Origin of the sequence: Rhodococcus sp. BH4 (assembly GCF_002079265.1) — a bacterium.
Lineage (GTDB): Bacteria > Actinomycetota > Actinomycetes > Mycobacteriales > Mycobacteriaceae > Rhodococcus_F > Rhodococcus_F qingshengii.
On the sequence record NZ_CP014941.1, the window covers coordinates 4,972,302 to 4,989,902 of the forward strand.

At 62.0% G+C, this 17,601-nt stretch carries 14 protein-coding genes and 1 riboswitch; of the genes, 7 read left to right on the forward strand and 7 right to left on the reverse strand.

Translation table 11 applies throughout. The features are described from left to right. The first annotated feature begins 133 nt into the window (after positions 1-133). The gene (gene metE, locus A0W34_RS22875; RefSeq protein ID WP_003940074.1) at positions 134-2,398 is read left to right on the forward strand and encodes a 5-methyltetrahydropteroyltriglutamate--homocysteine S-methyltransferase; all 2,265 of its coding nucleotides are present in this window, start codon (positions 134-136) and stop codon (positions 2,396-2,398) included. A 58-nt stretch (positions 2,399-2,456) separates the two neighbouring features. Here metE and A0W34_RS22880 read toward each other — a convergent pair whose 3' ends face one another. Further along, positions 2,457-4,055 (reverse strand): ABC transporter substrate-binding protein, encoded by a 1,599-nt coding sequence (locus A0W34_RS22880; RefSeq protein WP_081558332.1) that lies wholly within the window; start codon positions 4,053-4,055, stop codon positions 2,457-2,459. Between the two features lie 173 nt (positions 4,056-4,228). After that, entirely contained in the window at positions 4,229-4,843 is a 615-nt protein-coding gene (locus A0W34_RS22885) for a TetR/AcrR family transcriptional regulator (RefSeq protein ID WP_003939912.1), read from the reverse strand. Between the two features lie 104 nt (positions 4,844-4,947). Between A0W34_RS22885 and A0W34_RS22890 the strand changes: the two genes are divergently transcribed. The 5 genes from A0W34_RS22890 to A0W34_RS22910 all read left to right on the forward strand — a co-directional run bounded on the left by A0W34_RS22890 (position 4,948) and on the right by A0W34_RS22910 (position 10,930). Beyond that, entirely contained in the window at positions 4,948-5,499 is a 552-nt protein-coding gene (locus A0W34_RS22890) for a MarR family winged helix-turn-helix transcriptional regulator (protein ID WP_003939926.1), read from the forward strand. Positions 5,500-5,608: 109 nt separating this feature from the next. Next, complete coding sequence (locus A0W34_RS22895) at positions 5,609-6,808, forward strand: homogentisate 1,2-dioxygenase (protein ID WP_030535304.1); 1,200 nt, start codon at positions 5,609-5,611, stop codon at positions 6,806-6,808. Continuing rightward, complete coding sequence (locus A0W34_RS22900) at positions 6,805-7,674, forward strand: hypothetical protein (protein ID WP_030535303.1); 870 nt, start codon at positions 6,805-6,807, stop codon at positions 7,672-7,674. Before A0W34_RS22895 ends, A0W34_RS22900 begins: the two co-directional genes overlap by 4 nt. Next, positions 7,671-8,861, forward strand: a complete 1,191-nt coding sequence (gene fahA, locus A0W34_RS22905) for a fumarylacetoacetase (protein ID WP_030535302.1) — start codon at positions 7,671-7,673, stop codon at positions 8,859-8,861. Before A0W34_RS22900 ends, fahA begins: the two co-directional genes overlap by 4 nt. Before the next feature lie 78 nt (positions 8,862-8,939). Continuing rightward, positions 8,940-9,033: riboswitch (SAM riboswitch) on the forward strand. A gap of 4 nt (positions 9,034-9,037) precedes the next feature. After that, positions 9,038-10,930 (forward strand): FAD/NAD(P)-binding protein, encoded by a 1,893-nt coding sequence (locus tag A0W34_RS22910; protein WP_232329908.1) that lies wholly within the window; start codon positions 9,038-9,040, stop codon positions 10,928-10,930. Between the two features lie 49 nt (positions 10,931-10,979). On the opposite strand, the gene A0W34_RS22915 is transcribed toward A0W34_RS22910, so the two are convergent. The 4 genes from A0W34_RS22915 to A0W34_RS22930 form a co-directional block, all read right to left on the reverse strand. Beyond that, entirely contained in the window at positions 10,980-13,403 is a 2,424-nt protein-coding gene (locus A0W34_RS22915) for an ATP-dependent Clp protease ATP-binding subunit (protein ID WP_007733608.1), read from the reverse strand. Positions 13,404-13,517: 114 nt separating this feature from the next. Continuing rightward, positions 13,518-14,033: a hypothetical protein gene (locus A0W34_RS22920; RefSeq protein WP_037128543.1), complete on the reverse strand. Its 516-nt coding sequence runs from the start codon at positions 14,031-14,033 to the stop codon at positions 13,518-13,520. A 12-nt stretch (positions 14,034-14,045) separates the two neighbouring features. Further along, positions 14,046-15,245 carry an MFS transporter gene (locus tag A0W34_RS22925; RefSeq protein ID WP_081558334.1) on the reverse strand — a complete coding sequence of 400 codons (1,200 nt, stop codon included), beginning with the start codon at positions 15,243-15,245 and terminating at the stop codon, positions 14,046-14,048. After that, on the reverse strand, positions 15,242-16,144 hold the full coding sequence (locus tag A0W34_RS22930; RefSeq protein ID WP_054781765.1) for an NAD(P)-dependent oxidoreductase: 903 nt from the start codon (positions 16,142-16,144) through the stop codon (positions 15,242-15,244). The genes A0W34_RS22925 and A0W34_RS22930 overlap by 4 nt, the downstream gene beginning before the upstream one ends. Positions 16,145-16,252: 108 nt before the next feature. On the opposite strand from A0W34_RS22930, the gene A0W34_RS22935 reads away from it, so the two are divergent. Then, on the forward strand, positions 16,253-16,831 hold the full coding sequence (locus A0W34_RS22935) for a CGNR zinc finger domain-containing protein (protein ID WP_081558335.1): 579 nt from the start codon (positions 16,253-16,255) through the stop codon (positions 16,829-16,831). Here A0W34_RS22935 and A0W34_RS22940 read toward each other — a convergent pair. Beyond that, positions 16,828-17,457, reverse strand: coding sequence for a TMEM175 family protein (locus A0W34_RS22940; RefSeq protein ID WP_081558336.1), 630 nt, complete (start codon positions 17,455-17,457; stop codon positions 16,828-16,830). The two genes, A0W34_RS22935 and A0W34_RS22940, sit on opposite strands and share 4 nt — an antisense overlap. Between the last annotated feature and the right edge of the window lie 144 nt (positions 17,458-17,601).

The window sequence follows — 17,601 nt, forward strand, 5'->3', positions numbered from 1 at the left end:
GAATGGGCGTGTAGATCTCCATCGGACCTCGTGTGCGGTGCGGGCAGTGCTGCCCGCTGAAACTCGGGGTCTCGTGAGGTGTACCCGTCTGCCGGCAGTGGCCATCAATGCATTGGCAATCTGGAGAAACTCCGTGACAACAACATTCACTTCGACCGTGCTGGGCTCACCGCGCATCGGTCCTCATCGAGAACTCAAGCGGGCAACCGAAAGCTACTGGGCAGGGCGCATCGACGCCGACGCCCTGCAGGCTGTCGCCCGTGACCTCCGTCGGCAGGGCTTGGCCGACCTCCGTGACCTGGGCCTCGACTCCGTCCCGGTCAATACCTTCTCCTTCTACGACCAGATGCTCGACACCGCAGTTCTTCTCGGCGCGCTGCCCGACCGCGTCGCGTCGGTCGCCGATCCGTTGGACCGCTACTTTGCCGCTGCCCGTGGGACGGACACCATCGCGCCGCTCGAAATGACGAAGTGGTTCGACACCAACTACCACTACCTGGTGCCGGAGATCTCGCCGTCCACCACGTTCGCACTCGACCCGTCCAAGGTCTTGTCCGAACTGGCAGAAGCACTTTCCGACGGCATTGCAGCCCGCCCGGTCGTCATCGGACCGGTCACCTTCCTGCTGCTCTCGAAGGCTGTCGGCACCGACGAGCCGCTGCTCTCGCGACTCGAAGAACTACTCCCCCTCTACGCGGATCTACTCGGTCGGCTCGCGAAGGCCGGTGCGAGCTGGGTTCAGCTCGACGAACCGGCCCTCGTGGGCGATCGCACCGACGAGGAAATCGAAGCGGCACGCGCTGCGTACGAACAGCTTTCAGCGCTGTCCGAGCGGCCGTCGATCCTGTTGGCGTCGTACTTCGGTTCGCTGCGTGAGGCGCTGCCCGCGCTTGCGTCCACCGGCGTCGAAGGATTTGCCGTCGACCTGGTGGCCGGTCAGGATTCGATCGGCTCCGTCCCCGAACTCGCCCGCAAACTGGTCGTCGCCGGCGTGGTCGACGGACGAAACATCTGGCGGTCGGATCTGGATTCGGCACTGAGCACGTTGGGTGCTCTGTTGGGCAGCGTGGATAATCTTGCCGTCTCCACATCGTGCTCCCTGCTGCACGTTCCGTACACTCTCGACGCAGAAGCCGATGTCGACAAGGCCCTGCGCTCGTGGCTCGCGTTCGGCACCGAGAAGGTCAAGGAAGTAGTAACTCTCGCAACCGCTCTCACACAGGGCCGGGAGTCGGTGGAAGACGAGTTCGCTCTGGCACGAGCGGCCGCGTCGACCCGCAAGGACGATCGCAGACTCAATGATGCGAGTGTTCGGGGACGCCTGGCCGCCGTGCTGAACTCGGCGACCGGTCGCGCGCCCGCCGCCGAACGTCGCGCTGCCCAGGACGAACTGCTTTCTCTGCCGCCGCTGCCCACGACGACAATCGGTTCGTACCCGCAAACCTCGAAGATCCGCATCGCTCGCGCAGCACTGCGCAAGGGCGAGATCGACGAAGCCGAGTACGTCAACCGTATGCGCGCCGAAATTGCCGAAGTTGTTGCGCTCCAGGAAAAGCTGGACCTGGACGTTCTTGTTCACGGTGAGCCGGAACGCAACGACATGGTCCAGTACTTCGCGGAGCAGTTGGACGGATTCTTCGCCACCGCCAACGGTTGGGTCCAGTCGTACGGCACCCGCTGCGTGCGTCCGCCGATTCTGTACGGCGACGTCTCCCGCCCGAAACAGATGACCGTCGACTGGATCACGTACGCGCAGTCCCTGACCGACAAGCCGGTCAAGGGCATGCTCACCGGACCCGTCACCATTCTGGCCTGGTCGTTCGTCCGCGACGACCAACCCCTCGCCGACTCGGCAAATCAAGTCGCACTGGCCATTCGAGACGAGACCGTCGACCTGCAGGCCGCCGGAATCGGAATCATCCAGGTTGACGAACCGGCTCTACGAGAACTACTCCCACTGCGTGCCGAGGATCAGCGCGCCTACCTGGACTGGTCGGTCGGCGCCTTCCGGTTGGCTACCTCGGGCGTCGCGGATTCCACCGCGATCCACACGCACCTGTGCTACTCCGAGTTCGGAGCGGTGATCGGCGCCATCGCCGGCCTCGACGCGGACGTCACGTCCATCGAGGCGGCGCGCTCACACATGGAGGTCCTCGACGATCTCAGTTCGGTCGGGTTCGATCTCGGCGTCGGCCCGGGTGTCTACGACATCCACTCGCCGCGGGTGCCGAGCGTCGACGAGATTGCCGAATCCCTGCGTGAGGCACTCAAAGCTGTTCCTGTCGAGCGGTTGTGGGTCAACCCGGACTGCGGTTTGAAGACCCGCGGTTCCGTCGAGGTCGAGGCGTCACTGCGTAACCTCGTCGAAGCCGCGAAGTTGGTACGAGCGGAGCTATAGGGGCAAAGCCCCTGTGCGCCTTTTTGGTAGTGGGCACTACCAAAAAGGCGCACGGGGGTCAGCTCAACCACGTGTTGCCGAAGAGCAGAATCCCGTCCGCACTCGGGGTCACTCCGTGGACGTTCTCGCGCCACGGGATGAAGACCTTGCCGGAGTTGACCACGGCCATCGGCGCCGTCTCGTTGACCACGGTCTGAATATCGTCGATGACGGCTCGCCGCTCATCCTCGCCCGACGCTGTTTGCAGCTTGCCGAGCAACTCGTCCATCCGAGCGTTCTTGTAACCGAGGATGTTCGACGGCGATTCGCTGAACAGGTTGCCGTACATACGCACGAACGGTGACTCTTCCAGCACGTTGAACGCGAAGTAGGACACGTCGTAGTCGTGCTTTGCGTACAGCATGGAAATCAGATCGTTGATGCTGGTTGCGTAGGTGATGTCGACCGTGAAACCCACTGCCTGCAAGAGCGACTGAAACGTCAGTGCGCTGCGCTGCGTCGCCGGATCGTTCATCCCGACGTACGTCAGTTTTCCGTCGTAACCGTCCGCCTTCGCCTCGGCGAGATACTTCTTGGCCGCCTCGGGGTCGAAGCCGTTCCCGGCCACCGATCCGTGCCACTGCGACCACGACGCGAACATGTCGGTGCCGGGTTCGCCGAAGCCGCCCTGAACTCGCTCGTTGAACGTATTCGGGTCCACCGCAGCGACAATCGCCTTACGCACGCGCTCGTCCTTCGCTGCCCGATCGTCGCGCTGATTGATTGCCAGAACTCCGGCCATGCTGGCCGAGTACACAAATCCGGGATCACCGGCTTCGAAAGCCTCGTGAATGAAGTCGGGAGACTTCAGATAGGCAACCTGGATTCCGTCGGTGTGCAATCCTTCCAGTTTGCTCTTCTCGTTGACGATTGCCGGAAAGCGCAACTTCTCGAGGTACGGCGCCCCGTCCCAGTACGTCGGACGGGCAGCGAGCACCAATTCGTCCTGGGAGGCGAACTTCTCGACGGCGAACGGGCCTGCCCCGATCGGGGTGAACGTGCCGGTAGCCATCGACGAGGGCGCGACGATCATGCCGGGACCGGTGGTGAACATGATCGGGAACTCGTCCCACGGCTGCGCCAATGTAAAGACGACCGTACTCGGATCCGGTGAATTCGTCTCGCGCACAGCGGTCTTCCACACCAGCGCGTGAGTTCCCTTCTTCTGCAGATAGTGATCGATGCTCCACAGGACTGCCGCACTGTCCATCGGAGTGCCGTCGCTGAAGGTGACGCCGTCGCGCAATTTCAGTGTCCACACCGTGTTGTCGCCGTTGGCCGACAACGACTGAGCCAAGTGGGGGACGTATTCGCCCGCCGACGTATCGAAGCGCATGAGAAGGTCGTAGATGGCTGCCATTTCGCTACCACCGGTAGCGCCGCCGTCCTGACGGTCAGCCGGATCGAGACTGCTGATCCCGTTGTAGGTGGCAAACGACACGGTGCCACCCGATCGCGGCTCTCCCCCGTTGTTCTGGTCACCGACAACTCCGACCGTCACGTCCGATGCATCCGTGGTCGTACCTTGGCTGCTACCGGCGCACCCCGTCACCACCAGCGTCGCCGACGCCAGGACAACCATCCAGATTCGAGCGCGGACTCGGTACGAGCGCTTCATTGCGACTCACTTTCACAGTTCACGGATACGTCGATCCCTGGATCGGACACCCGACATATTTGTAAGTGAATTCTAGGTAAGGTCTCGTCCTGCGTCTTCGTTTTCACAAAGCCGAAGCGATAATTCGCGTTCATGACAGCAGAAACAAGAACTGAATTCTAGGTTGCAACCGTTCAGCGAATTACCAGTCCGATGACGTCTTCGACGTTCCGCTGGGCCTCTGCGAATCCGATCCGGCCACTGGTCCACAGCGCAAGGGCCGTCAACATCGTGCCGCCTATTGCCACGGCCGCAACCCTCGCCGTCTCGGCCGGGACGCCGTCCATCAACTCGAACAGCATTCTCCGATGTGCCGCTGCGCGCAGATCCAACGACTCGATCACGAACTGATCCGAGGACGAATGGAGTTCGATCTCCAACCGAGCGAAGTAGGGCCTACGCTCGAATGCCTTCATCTCGCGGCGATGAAGTGCCAGAACCCGCTCGTACGCGTTGTTCTCACCACCGTCTGCCCGCAACTTCTCAGGACGACGGACCGATTCGAGACCGCTCCACGCCGTCATCGCCGCAGCCAGAAGTTGCTGTTTGGTCGGAAAGTAGCGATACAGCGTTCCGAGTGCGACGCCTGAACGCTCCGAGACGTCTTTCATCTGGATTCGATCCGACGGCATCTCGGCCAGCATCTCGACCACCGCCGTGGTCAGTCGTCCTCTCCGCTCGAGTTGCCCCACCGACATGAGGTCGACGTCCAAGGGAAACTCGTCGCTGCGCGCAGTCACGCGCGTCACGATAGTTCAGAATCCTGACCGCAGTGCCGGGTTGCGAAGTTTCATCGTAACCCCGAGATTTAATACACGGATTAATCAACTGCAGATCGCGCTAGGGTTAGTCCATGACTGACCGGACAACCGATGACCAGCCAACCGTCGGCGTGCTGAACTTCTGGTCGTTCATCGAACTGGCCAACAAGCGACTGGCCACCGAACACGGCTTTCGCGACCAGCTGGCCACCGAGGTACTACTGACACTCAATCGGGCTTCCAACGTGGTCACCTACGATCTCGAGTCGTCGATCCACCGCCCTCGCGGCTGGTCATGGTCCTCCTTCAGGCTGTTGTTCGTCACCTGGCTGGCCGGTCCGATCGAGCCGAAGGCTGCCGCCGAGCTCACCGGCATGAGTAGGGCAGCGGTCTCCAATCTGTCCAAGTCGCTGCTGGCAGACGGATTGATCGATCGTCGGCCCACCGAGAACGACGGCCGTTCCGTCCAGCTGTACCTGACCGACAAGGGCCGAGAAGCCATGGTCGAAGCCTTTCGCGAGCAGAACGAACGCGAACACGCCTGGGTAAGCGTCCTGAGCGAGGCCGAACAGCGAATTCTTGTCATGCTCCTGGACAAACTGATCACCAACCGCAGCCAGTTCGACGTACGCGGACGTAACTGACATAGACCCCAACCCCCTTGGAGGGTTGCGCTCATCACATCATTTTAGTTAATATGTTTACTATCTGGTGGAGGTGAGCCAGGCAGAACAGCACAGAAGGAGCCCCGTCATGGCGTTCTATCGACAACTCGGCAACATCCCACCGAAGCGTCACACCCAACACCGTGACGAGTCCGGCAACCTCTACTACGAAGAACTGATGGGAGAGGAAGGTTTCTCCTCGGATTCTTCGTTGCTGTACCACCGCGAGATCCCGTCGGCCATCGTCGACGCAACGGTCTGGGAACTGCGCGATCAGAGCACAACCCCCAACCATCCCCTCAAACCGCGCCATCTGAAACTCCACACGCTGTTTCCCGAAAGCACCTGGAACGAGACCGACGTGGTAACCGGCCGTCGTCTCATCCTCGGAAATGCCGACGTGCGATTGTCCTACGTCGTTGCGGCAGCGCCATCTCCCCTGTATCGCAACGCAATCGGCGACGAGATGGTCTACATCGAATCTGGCGAGGCGACCGTCGAGACCGTCTTCGGTGCACTCGAGGCCAGTGAAGGTGACTACGTCCTGATCCCGATGTCCACAACGCATCGATGGATCCCCAAGGGTGACAAGCCACTTCGTGCCTACGCCATCGAGGCGAACAGTCACATCGTCCCGCCCAAGCGCTATCTTTCCCGCTTCGGCCAGCTGCTCGAGAACGCACCGTTCTGTGAACGAGACCTGCACGGACCGATCGCGCCCATGATCGCCGAAGGAACCGACGTCGAGGTACTGGTCAAGCACCGAACGTCGGCGGGCATCGTCGGCACCCGAATGGTTTATCCCACGCACCCTTTCGATGTCGTCGGCTGGGACGGCTGCCTGTACCCGTACACCTTCAACATCTCCGACTACGAGCCGATCACGGGCCGTGTTCACCAACCGCCGCCGGCCCACCAGGCGTTCGAGGGAAACAACTTCGTGATCTGCAACTTCGTTCCGCGCAAGGTCGACTACCACCCCCTGTCGATCCCGGTGCCGTACTACCACTCGAACGTCGACTCGGACGAGATCATGTTCTACTGCGGCGGTGACTACGAGGCGCGCAAGGGTTCCGGCATCGGTCAGGGTTCGATATCGATTCATCCCGGCGGCCACGCCCACGGACCACAACCCGGCGCCTACGAGCGGAGCATCGGCGCCGAGTTCTTCGACGAGCTCGCCGTGATGGTCGATACGTTCCGGCCCCTCGAATTGGGTGAGGGAGCCCTTGCCTGCGAGGACGAAGCGTACGCCTGGAGTTGGGCAGGGCGGGGGCCTCGGCAATGACGATCATCTCCCCACTCCTGCGCGGCCTGTGCGACGACGCAGCACTTTTCCCACCCGGCAATGCTCCTCTCGCCGAGGCAATTCCGGCCCACGCCGCCTACCTGCAGGCAGATTACGACGCACTGGTCGGGCCTTTCGTTTTTCCCGCGCCGCGACTGAGCGAACTGGCTGCGTACGTTTCAGCGGACAGCCCGGTGACGCTGAGTCTGACCGTGCCGGCCGGCCCATCCGAAACGGCGGCCGCACTCTCGAACGCGCTCGCCATCCCTGGTGTTCACGTCGCCGCCGTCGAGGTGGGAATTCCTGACGGGTTGGACGCCGATGCGGCCTTCGAGGAACTCTCTCGTGTCCATGCCGCTCATCCCGACGTCGACATTTTTGTCGAGGTGCCTCGAGGTGATCGGCGCGCGGGCTATCTCACAGCTCTCGAAACTGCCGGGCATTCCGCAAAGTTTCGCACCGGCGGGATTGTCGCCGAGGCGTACCCGAACGAGGAAGAGCTCGCCGATGCGGTGATATCCGTTGTCCGAGCGAATATCCCGTTCAAGGCGACTGCGGGACTGCACCACGGTGTGCGCAACACCGATCCGGAAACAGGCTTCGAGCAACACGGCTTCCTCAACATCATGGTGGCCGTCGACGCGGCGAGGCGGGGCGCCGATCGTTCGGAAATTGTTGCTGCACTGTCTCAGCGCGATGGAAAATCGATCGCGCAAGCCCTGGCCGACCTCACCGAGGACGAGGCCGGCGAGGTGCGTCGCCGATTCCTCTCGTTCGGTACCTGCAGCATCTCGGACCCTCTGACCGAGCTGGAAGGCCTCGGGTTGATCGTCCGCTCCGACAAAACCGAAGGAACTCTCGTATGACTGTCACGACCATCGACATTCCCGCCGACTCACTGTTCGGTCTCGACAATCTGCCGTACGGGGTCTTCTCCCCCGCGGGAGGGTTACCGCGTGTCGGTGTGCGCGTCGCCGAATCGGTGGTCGATCTCGCAGCGACACTAGGTGATTCCGTCTTCTCCGAACCGACTCTGAACGCGTTCATGGCTCAGGGACGAGATCAGTGGGTATCGGTGCGAAACCGGATCACGGAGCTCGTGACTAGCGAAATAGACTCGAATGCAGTGTTTTCCGTTGATTCGGTGACAATGCATTTGCCGATCGCAGTGGCCGATTACGTCGACTTCTACGCCTCGGAGAATCACGCAACCAACCTCGGGCGGTTGTTCCGCCCGGACGCAGCCCCCTTGATGCCGAACTGGAAGCATCTTCCCGTCGGATACCACGGGCGCTCGAGCACCGTCGTCGTCTCCGGCACCGACATCGTTCGTCCCTGCGGACAGCGGAAGGCACCCGATCAGGAAAGCCCGGACTTCGGACCGTCCCGGCGCCTCGACATCGAAGCCGAGATGGGGTTCATCGTCGGAACTCCCTCGAAGATGGGCGATTCCATCACCCCGGACGAATTTGCCGAGTACGTCTTCGGCGCCGTCGTCGTGAACGACTGGTCTGCCCGAGACATCCAGGCGTGGGAGTACGTGCCCCTCGGTCCGAACCTGGGGAAGAGTTTCGCGACCTCCATCTCACCGTGGGTCGTACCCTTGCTCGCTCTCGAAGCAGCCCGAATCGACACTCCGGTGCAGGATCCCGAACCGCTTTCCTATCTGCGTGGTGAAGAGAAGTGGGGGCTGGACATCGACCTGGCCGTCGAATGGAACGGTCACGTCGTCTCCCGGCCGCCCTACGCCCAGATGTACTGGTCGCCTGCGCAGATGCTCGCGCACACCACCATCAACGGCGCAGCAGCGAGCACCGGCGATCTCTTCGCGTCCGGAACCATTTCCGGACCGGACAAAGATCAGCGCGGCGCCTTCATCGAGCTGACGTGGGGCGGCAAGGAACCCGTAGCTGTGGGCTCCGAGACCCGTACCTTTCTCGAAGACGGCGACACCATCGCCATCTCAGCCACCGCTCCCGGCGCCGGCGGATCACGAATCGGCTTCGGGGATGTTCACGCTCGGATCCTGCCTGCAACGCAAACCGAAAGATAGTGATTGACAACTGTTTGATTCACGCTGATCTGATGTCCGGAATTCCTTGCCTCAAAATTCTCCGAAGATAAGCTGGACTAACCATCCAGAGCGATCGAGAGTCCTGGCTCCGTGACGTCGCAGCAACCCCCTCTGCTGAGGTGCGGGTGCTTTCTGCCAGGTCCGATGGAGGACTCGTGCCAGGCGATCGACCCCGTACCTCAGTGGGGACAGCAGCTGTCATCGTGATCGTGGGTGGTGGACCCCGCGGGACCGGCGTACTCGAGCGGATCCTCGCTCACGAATCGGTGAACGCCGATCCCACACCGATCGACATTCACGTTGTCGACCCGTATCCGGCAGGCGCCGGCCGTATTTGGCGAGGCAGCCAGGCGCCGCTTCTGTGGATGAATTCGACAACAGCGGACGTCACGATGTTCACCGACGAGACCACCGCCGTGATCGGCCCGGTGCTGCCGGGTCCGACCCTCGCGGAATGGGTCGCCGAGCGCTCGGCTGAGCTTGCCGAATTCCCAGAAATCGCAGCAGAAGTTCCGACGATCACCCCGTCGTCGTTTGCATCGAGGTCACTGCAGAGCCGATACCTGAACTGGGTGTTCGAGACTGCAGTCGACTCCGCGCCAGCGCACGTCGACGTTCGAGTTCATCGACGATCCGTGGTCGACATCGTGAACGTCGGCGAGACACAGACGGTTCATCTGGACGACGGAGCTGTCATCGACGCGACGACCGTCCTTCTCGCACAAGGGCACCCCGATGCGTTGCCTGCCCCACGTGAAACCGCGCTGACCAGCTTCGCGTCCGATCACGGGTTGACGTATGTGGGTCCGGGCTACACTGCCGACCTCGACGCCGATGTCATTCCCGAAGGCGAACCGGTTCTGATCGCCGGACTCGGGCTGGCTTTCGTCGACTGGATGGTTCTCCTCGCCGAGAGCCGTGGCGGCATCTTCGAACGCGGTGAAGACGGCATCCTCACTTACGCTCCCTCGGGTCGGGAACCCCTGTTGTATGCCGGATCTCGTCGCGGAGTGCCGTATCACTCCAAGATTTCGTACTCGATCGCTGACGCACGGCCACCGCTACCGCGGTTCTTCACCGCTGATCTCGTTCCCGGCGACGGACCGTTGGATTTCCGAAACGACATCTGGCCCTTGGCGTCGAAAGAACTGGCAGGCGCCCACTATCACGAGCTGTTCGCATCTCACCCGGATCGGACAGTGGGCACCTGGGAGGAGTTCGACGCCGAATTCGCCTCGCTGGCCTGGGGATCGCCTCGATTGCATGAACTGGTCGAGAACGCAGTCCCGAAGCCGGAAGACCGTATCGATCTCGAGCGGCTGAACCGCCCACTCGGCGGTGAGCGCTACGACGGGCTTGCCGAGGTCCAATCCCGGATCACCGAATACATCTCGGCAGATGTCGCGCGGAGGTCGGACCCGTATTTCAGCGCCGACGCGGCTGTCTTCTCAGCGCTGCTGTCGACGTACATGACCGTCGGAGAATTGTTGCGGCGCGGCAGAATCCCGGCCGAATCCGTCGCCAAGGACGTCGAGGGTTGGCTTCATTCGTTCTTCAGCTTCATCGCCAGTGGTCCGCCACCCGAGCGACTGGAACAGTTGATCGCCCTCAACGAGGCGGGCATCGTCCAGTTCCTCGGGCCGGATTCGGTGTTCTCCACCGAGATCGACCCGGCAACGGGGGCTGGGATCTTTGTCGCGCGCAGTGCGTCGCACACCGACATCGTGGCCGCGAACATCCTCGTCGAAGCACGCTTGCCGGTTGCGTCCATCAGCGCGAGCGGTGACTTGCTCCTGCGGACGCTTCACCGTCGGGGCGAGGCAGTCGAACTACGTGCCACCGCCGACAGTTCGGCGAAGCTCGCGGTCGACGGCACGTCACGAATTCTTCTTCAGGACAACACTGCTCATCCTCGCCGCTTCGCCGCAGGGCCGTGGGTTGCAGGCCACAACTGGTCGGCGGCTTTCCCTCGTCCCCGTACCAATGCAGGGTTCTTCCGGCATAACGATGCCCTGGCGGCGGAGATTTTGGGCGCTACGCGCCTGTGAGCGGTTAGGGAGTCCTGGGACTCCCTAACCGCTCACAGGGGGCTGTCCCCTAGCTGAACACCAACTCACCCTCGTCAACCGCGACGGTGATACTGCCGCCCTCTTCGAGGAGATCGTCGAGCAGCATGTCGGCGATCTTGTCGTCGACCACACGCTGAATCGAACGACGCAACGGGCGAGCCCCGAACTCGGGTTGATGCCCGTGCTCGGCGATCCAGTCCACTGCGTCGGCGGTGAACTCGATCTCGATGCCCTTGGACTGCAGCCGCTTCCGGCTGTCGTCGAGCAGCAGATCAGTAATCCGGTGCAGTTGCTCGGTGTCGAGCTTGCGGAAGATCACGATCTCGTCGATACGGTTGAGGAACTCCGGCCGCATCGATTCGCGCAACCTGGCCATCACGCGGTCGCGCAGTGGCTTCTCCGCCGACTCTGCGTCACCCGTGGTGAAGCCGAGTCCACCGGACTTGCTCGAGATGATGTCCGAGCCGAGGTTGCTGGTCATGATCACGACGGTGTTCTTGAAGTCCACCGTCCGACCCTGACCGTCGGTCAGACGCCCGTCGTCGAGCACCTGGAGCAAGGTGTTGAACACGTCCGGGTGTGCCTTCTCGATCTCGTCGAGCAGGATCACCGAGTACGGGTTACGACGCACCTGTTCCGTGAGCTGTCCGGCCTCGCCGTAGCCGACGTATCCGGGAGGAGCACCGACCAACCTGCTGACCGTGTGCCTCTCACCGAACTCACTCATGTCGAAGCGCAGCATCTTGTTCTCGTCACCGAAGAGTGTGGCAGCCAGAGCTTTTGCGAGCTCCGTCTTGCCGACGCCAGTGGGTCCGAGGAACAGGAAGCTACCGACGGGACGATCCGGATCGCTCATACCGGTACGGCTACGACGCACGGCACGCGCGATGGCGCGAACGGCGTCATCTTGCCCGATGACACGACCGTGCAGTTCCTCTTCCAGACGGCGCAGGCGATCTTTCTCTGCCTGAGTCATCTGGCTTGCCGGAATACCCGTTGCGCGAGCGACAACTTCGGCGATTTGTTCAGCGGTCACGTCCGGCGTTTCCTCGGAAGGAACCGAGGATCCTGCCTTCTCGAGACGCTTTGCGACGCCGTTGATCTCGTCACGCAGGGTCGACGCCTTCTCGTACAACTCGTCGGCGACGGCTTTCTCCTTGTCGCTCTCGAGCTGCTCGAGACGCTGCTGCAGCGCAGCGGTGTCTACCGTGGCCGTCTTCAAGCGAAGCCTGGCGCCGGCCTGGTCGATCAGGTCGATTGCCTTGTCCGGCAAGAACCTGTCGCCGATGTAACGTGCCGACAGCTCCACCGCAGCGGTGATCGCCTCGTCGGTGTAGTGCACCTTGTGGTGATCCTCGTACCGACTGCGCAGTCCGCTCAAGATCGCGATTGCGTCCTCGATCGACGGCTCTCCGACCTGTACGGGCTGGAAGCGCCGCTCGAGCGCGGGATCCTTCTCGATGTTCTTGCGGTATTCGTCGAGCGTGGTGGCGCCGACGATGTGCAGTTCACCGCGAGCGAGCTTGGGCTTGAGGATGTTTCCGGCGTCCATCGCACCGTCTGCACCGCCTCCGGCACCGGCGATGGTGTGCATCTCGTCGATGAAGACGATCAGCTCGTCCTTGTGTGCGGTGATCTCGTCGATCACCTTGGTCAGCCGTTCCTCGAAGTCACCGCGGTAACGGGTACCCGAGACCATGCTCGAGAGTTCGAGCTGGACGATCTTCTTGCCCACCAACGATTCCGGGACATCCCCGTCGACGATGCGCTGGGCGAGACCTTCGACGATGGCAGTCTTGCCGACGCCGGCCTCACCCACCAGGACCGGGTTGTTCTTGGTGCGGCGGGAGAGGATCTCGATGGTCTGTTCGATCTCGTCGGCGCGGCCGATCACCGGATCGACGCCGCCGTTGCGGGCGCGATCGGTGAGATCGATGCCGTACTTGTCGAGCGTCGGTGTGGTGGACTCGTCTTCGACTGGACCGGCTGCGGGATTCTGAACCGCTGCCTGCAGCTTCTCCGGCGTGATGCCGGCCGAAGCGAGCAGACGACCCGGAACATGATCGGGGTCACCGGCCAGGGCGATGAAGAGATGTTCGGGGTCGATGTACGTCGATCCCAGGGCTCGGGCCAGTTGATGAGCCTCGAGTAGAGCGGTTTTCACGGCACTGCTGAGCGCAGGAGCAGAGTAGGCCCCCTGCTCACGGCCTTGTGGCAGCCGCAGGTCGACGGCGTCGACCACGGATTTCGGGTCGGCTCCGGCGCGCTGCATGAGCGTGCGGACCGGATCCTGCTCCGCCATGACGCGGAGAACGTGCAGTGCATCGAGATCCGAATCACCGCGAGCAGCCGCTACACGTGCAGCGTCAGCCATGAGTTGCTGGGTGGCCCTGCTCATGAGCCGGGAAATATCGATGCGACCGGGACCCTCGGGCCCGAAGAATGCTGGCATTCCGAAGCCTCCTTGCAGAAAGTCGAGCGTTACTGACTCAATTAACGTGCATGGGGCTCGATCAATTCCCGCGGCCTCAGATTTGTTTCAACACCATCCAGTCGCCGATCGTTCTCAACTACCGAAAGATCCGGTAGACCGACCGACCGGGTACGCCTCGACGCGCATGATCACCGATCCCGCGCAGGGACCACTCTTGATGTCGGTACGCCACGAACCTTTCAGACTGCCATCGGGCTGAGGTGTGTAATACGCCTCGGAGTGCGCCGGTGCCCACACCTTGGGCACGCCCTCCCCCTGGTAGCAATCCCACTCCCAGTCATAGGGGTGCACCCAACTGGTTCCGTCCCAGGTGTATCGAGCAGGCTGCGGCAACGTCGGATTGGCGGGAGCCGGACCGCCGACCACTGTGGCGATACAGACTCCGCTCGAGCAATCCGTCTCGAACGTGTATGTATCGGAGAAATCCGGCTCCCACTGGCTGGCGGCCAGACTTGTGCCCGTCTTGGTCGCGGCGAAACGCTTGAGCGAGTAATCACCGGACCAATTCGCATCCGCAGCCCCCGCGGGCATCGCTCCGGCGACAAACCACGTAGCAACGAGAGCAACCACCAACAATGACTTCCGCATGCGTGAAGTGAATCACAAGCTATGTCCGAATTGTCGGATACTGGCCACAAGAACACCGACGACGATCAGCACCAGCGAAACCAACGGCAACGCTCCCGCACCCCTGTCCGCCAAGATCAGCCCGCCCACGACGCCGCCCGCTGCGATCGCCGCATTGAAGATCGTCACGAAAACCGATTGCGCCGTGTCCACAGCGTCGCCCGTCGTATCCGCGAGCGCAGTCTGAAGGAGAGTGGGAGCGCCTCCAAATGCCACGCCCCATACCGCAACGCTGAGTGCGATCACTGCGAAGCTGTCACCGCCGACGCCCAACGCCGTCAAAGCTGCGGCAAAGACCACCAAGCTCAGCACGGTGAGACTTCGAAGGGCCCGGTCGACAAACACCCCGACCACACCGATGCCCACGAAGGCGAAAAGTCCGAACACGAACAAGACGATTCCCAACCGATCGCCGAAACCGATGCGATCCAGAAACGCCGCCAGATACGTGTACACGATGTTGTGCGCGAGGATCCACAAGAACGCGACAAACAGAATCGGTCGTACGCCAGGCAGGACCAAGACTTTCCGCACCGGCAGCTGCCGATCCGCTTGTTGCCCGGGAAAGTCCGGCATCACCGTGAGTATCCACGCGACCAGAAGTAGCGCAGCAACCGACATCACGGCGAAGACGACGCGCCAATCGGCCAGGGTCCCGAGCCACGCCCCCATCGGAACGCCGATTGCCAACGCGATCGGCTGTCCGACGGAGGCAACCGCAACGGCCCGCCCCTGCAGGTGAGGGGGCGACATCCTGCGTGCGTACCCGGCAAGCAACCCCCACACCACACCTGCCGCCACACCGGCCAGAAACCGAACACCCAAGGTGAGAACAAGATTCGACGAAAGCGCTGTCACCAGATTGAAGACACCGAACCCCAGAATCGCCGACACCAGGACAGCACGCCGTCGCAATCCTCGGGTCAATGCGATCAGTGGTACCGCCCCGACGACGGAACCCAATGCGTATGCGGTGACCAATTGCCCTGCGCCGGAGACTGATACGGACAACCCTGACCCGATCTGCACCAGTAGTCCGGCCGGCATGGTTTCGGTTGTGATCGCTATGAAGCCTGCCATTGCGAGTGCCGACAACCCGGCCAGCGGTAGTGTCCGGACGGAATCGGTCTCCGCCAGTGCCGAAGTCGCCGTCCCGTCCGAGTTCGAGCTCACCTCGTCGGTGTTTCGGGACTGCCTTCACCCGACTGGCCGGAACGGACCAGTTCTGCAATAGACGCCCAGTCCATCTCGCCCTGACCGTTCGCCAGAGCCTGAGCGAGCACGCCTCGAAGTACGCCACCGAACGGCAAATCCAGATCGACGCTGTCGGCGGCGTCGAGCGCAAGCCTCAAATCCTTGAGGCCCAGAGCTGTGGTGAATCCTGCAGGCTCGTACTGACGCGTCGCGACGAGGTTTCCGTAGCTGGAGTAGACCGGCCCCGGGAAGATCGTCGAGGTCAGCAGTTCTACGAGTTGGCTTCCGTCCACACCTGACCTCTCCCCCAATGTGATTGCCTCGCCCAAGGATTGAATCGCGGCGAGGATGAGGTAATTGCCGATGATCTTGACGATGTTGGCCTGCTCCGGACGCTCACCTTGTGGCCACGTGCGAGCACCGATGACGTCGAGGAAGGGTTGCACTCGCTCGAGGAGGGAACTGTCGCCGGCGGCGATGATGTTCAACTGACCAGCCTGAGCAACAGAAACGCGTCCGAACACCGGCGCCGCGATGTACCCGATACCGTACTCGGCGTGCAGTGCGGCGGCGCGCTTGGCAAGGTCGACGCTGACGGTGGCCATGTTGACGTGCACGGTTCCACTCGGAACGGATGCGAGGACGGCGGGATCCAGAATGGCCGAAGACACGGCCGAATCATCTGCCAACATCGACAGCACAACACCGGACTGGAATGCCTCGGCAACGGTTTTCGCGCCGCTCGCCCCTTCCTCGACCAGTTCGGCTACCGCTTCAGGGCTGCGATTCCACACCGTCACGTCGAAGCCTGCGCCCAGTAGATTTCGAGCGATGGGACGACCCATCGCGCCCAAGCCGACCACGGAAACAGAAGTCATGGATTTCCCTCTCGAAAGTGCTGAACCATCTAAGACGGTTCAAGACTCTCACACGGGTACAGTTGCTGTCGAACCGGTTGAGATGGTTCGCCACGAAGGAGGACGAAAGTGAACGAAGCAGGAGCTGATCAATCCGCTCGGGACGTGTTTCGACTCGACAACGACACGCTCGCCTTCCGCTTCACCGCCACCCTCACCAATCGGAACGGCTCGAGGTTCGAACGACTCACGAGCCCGCAGCGACTCGAATTATGGTTACGCGCCAACGATCTGATGGACGCCCCCGCAACCGCGACAGAAGACGACCTCCGCGGCGCGCAGGATTTACGTGAGGCCATTCATCGCATCGGAACCGCCGTGTGCGAGAACCGCCGCGCCTCACGCACCGATGTCGGGATCGTCAACACCGCATCCGAGCTCGGTGATGCCCACCTCGTCCTCGAGAGTGGCCAGGCCCTCTGGAAATCAGCCGGAGACAATCCGATCCGCGACGCTTTGTCGATAGTGGCTGCCGACGCGATCGCGGTGCTCGGTGGACCCGACCACGACCGCGTCAAAGCCTGCCAGGGCGACGGGTGCACCGGCCTCTACGTCGACACCAGTCGCGGCAACAACCGACGCTGGTGCTCGATGAACATCTGCGGAAACAAAGCCAAGAAATCCGCGATGACCGCTCGCGCCGACTAGCTCATCTCACCTTCACCGCGACTCCATTTCGCCGCCACTCGGTTCCACAGCTTCTCGATCGGCGTCGACAACAGGAGAAGAAACAGCGGGAAGTACGACGTCACCGGAACGAGCACACTGACGAGCAGCGCCACCACCATGATCAGGAAAGTGACGATTTCAGCGGTGAAATGCGGCTTCGCATTCTCTTCGCTCAACGAGGGGTTGCGAACCAGACCCCACGCGACCACCGCCAGGCACGCAGCACTGGCTGCCATTGTCCCGATGTAGAGAGCCCTGGTTCCGAGATCCTGCGACGGCGCCGCAACGAGCGCTGTCGGGAAGGGCAAGAACACGATGGTCATCACCCACAACCCCAGCCCGCGCACAACCACCTTGTCTCCGTCGACCACAAAACGAAGCAGCCGATGCTGCGACCACCAGAGACGGAAGATCACCAGAAAGCTCAGGGCGAACGAATAGAACTCCGCAGCGTGATCGCGCAGGAGTTCCGACGTGGTGCCGTGGTGGTCACTGGTGAGTTCGACCAGCGGCAGTACGAGCAGCGTGATCGCAATGGCGACAATCGCGTCGATGAAAGTGACGTAGCGCTCGAAGTAGCGGGTGCGTTCCGCAATCTCAGCCATTGCGGAAGCATAAGCCTCACAACAGGAAACAGACCGGCGACGCCACTTTCCGGAAGCAGGTATCCGGAAACATACAATTAACGAATCAAATTCGTTAGATCTCTTGACCGTGGCGGAGCTCATCCCCATACTTAACGAATCACA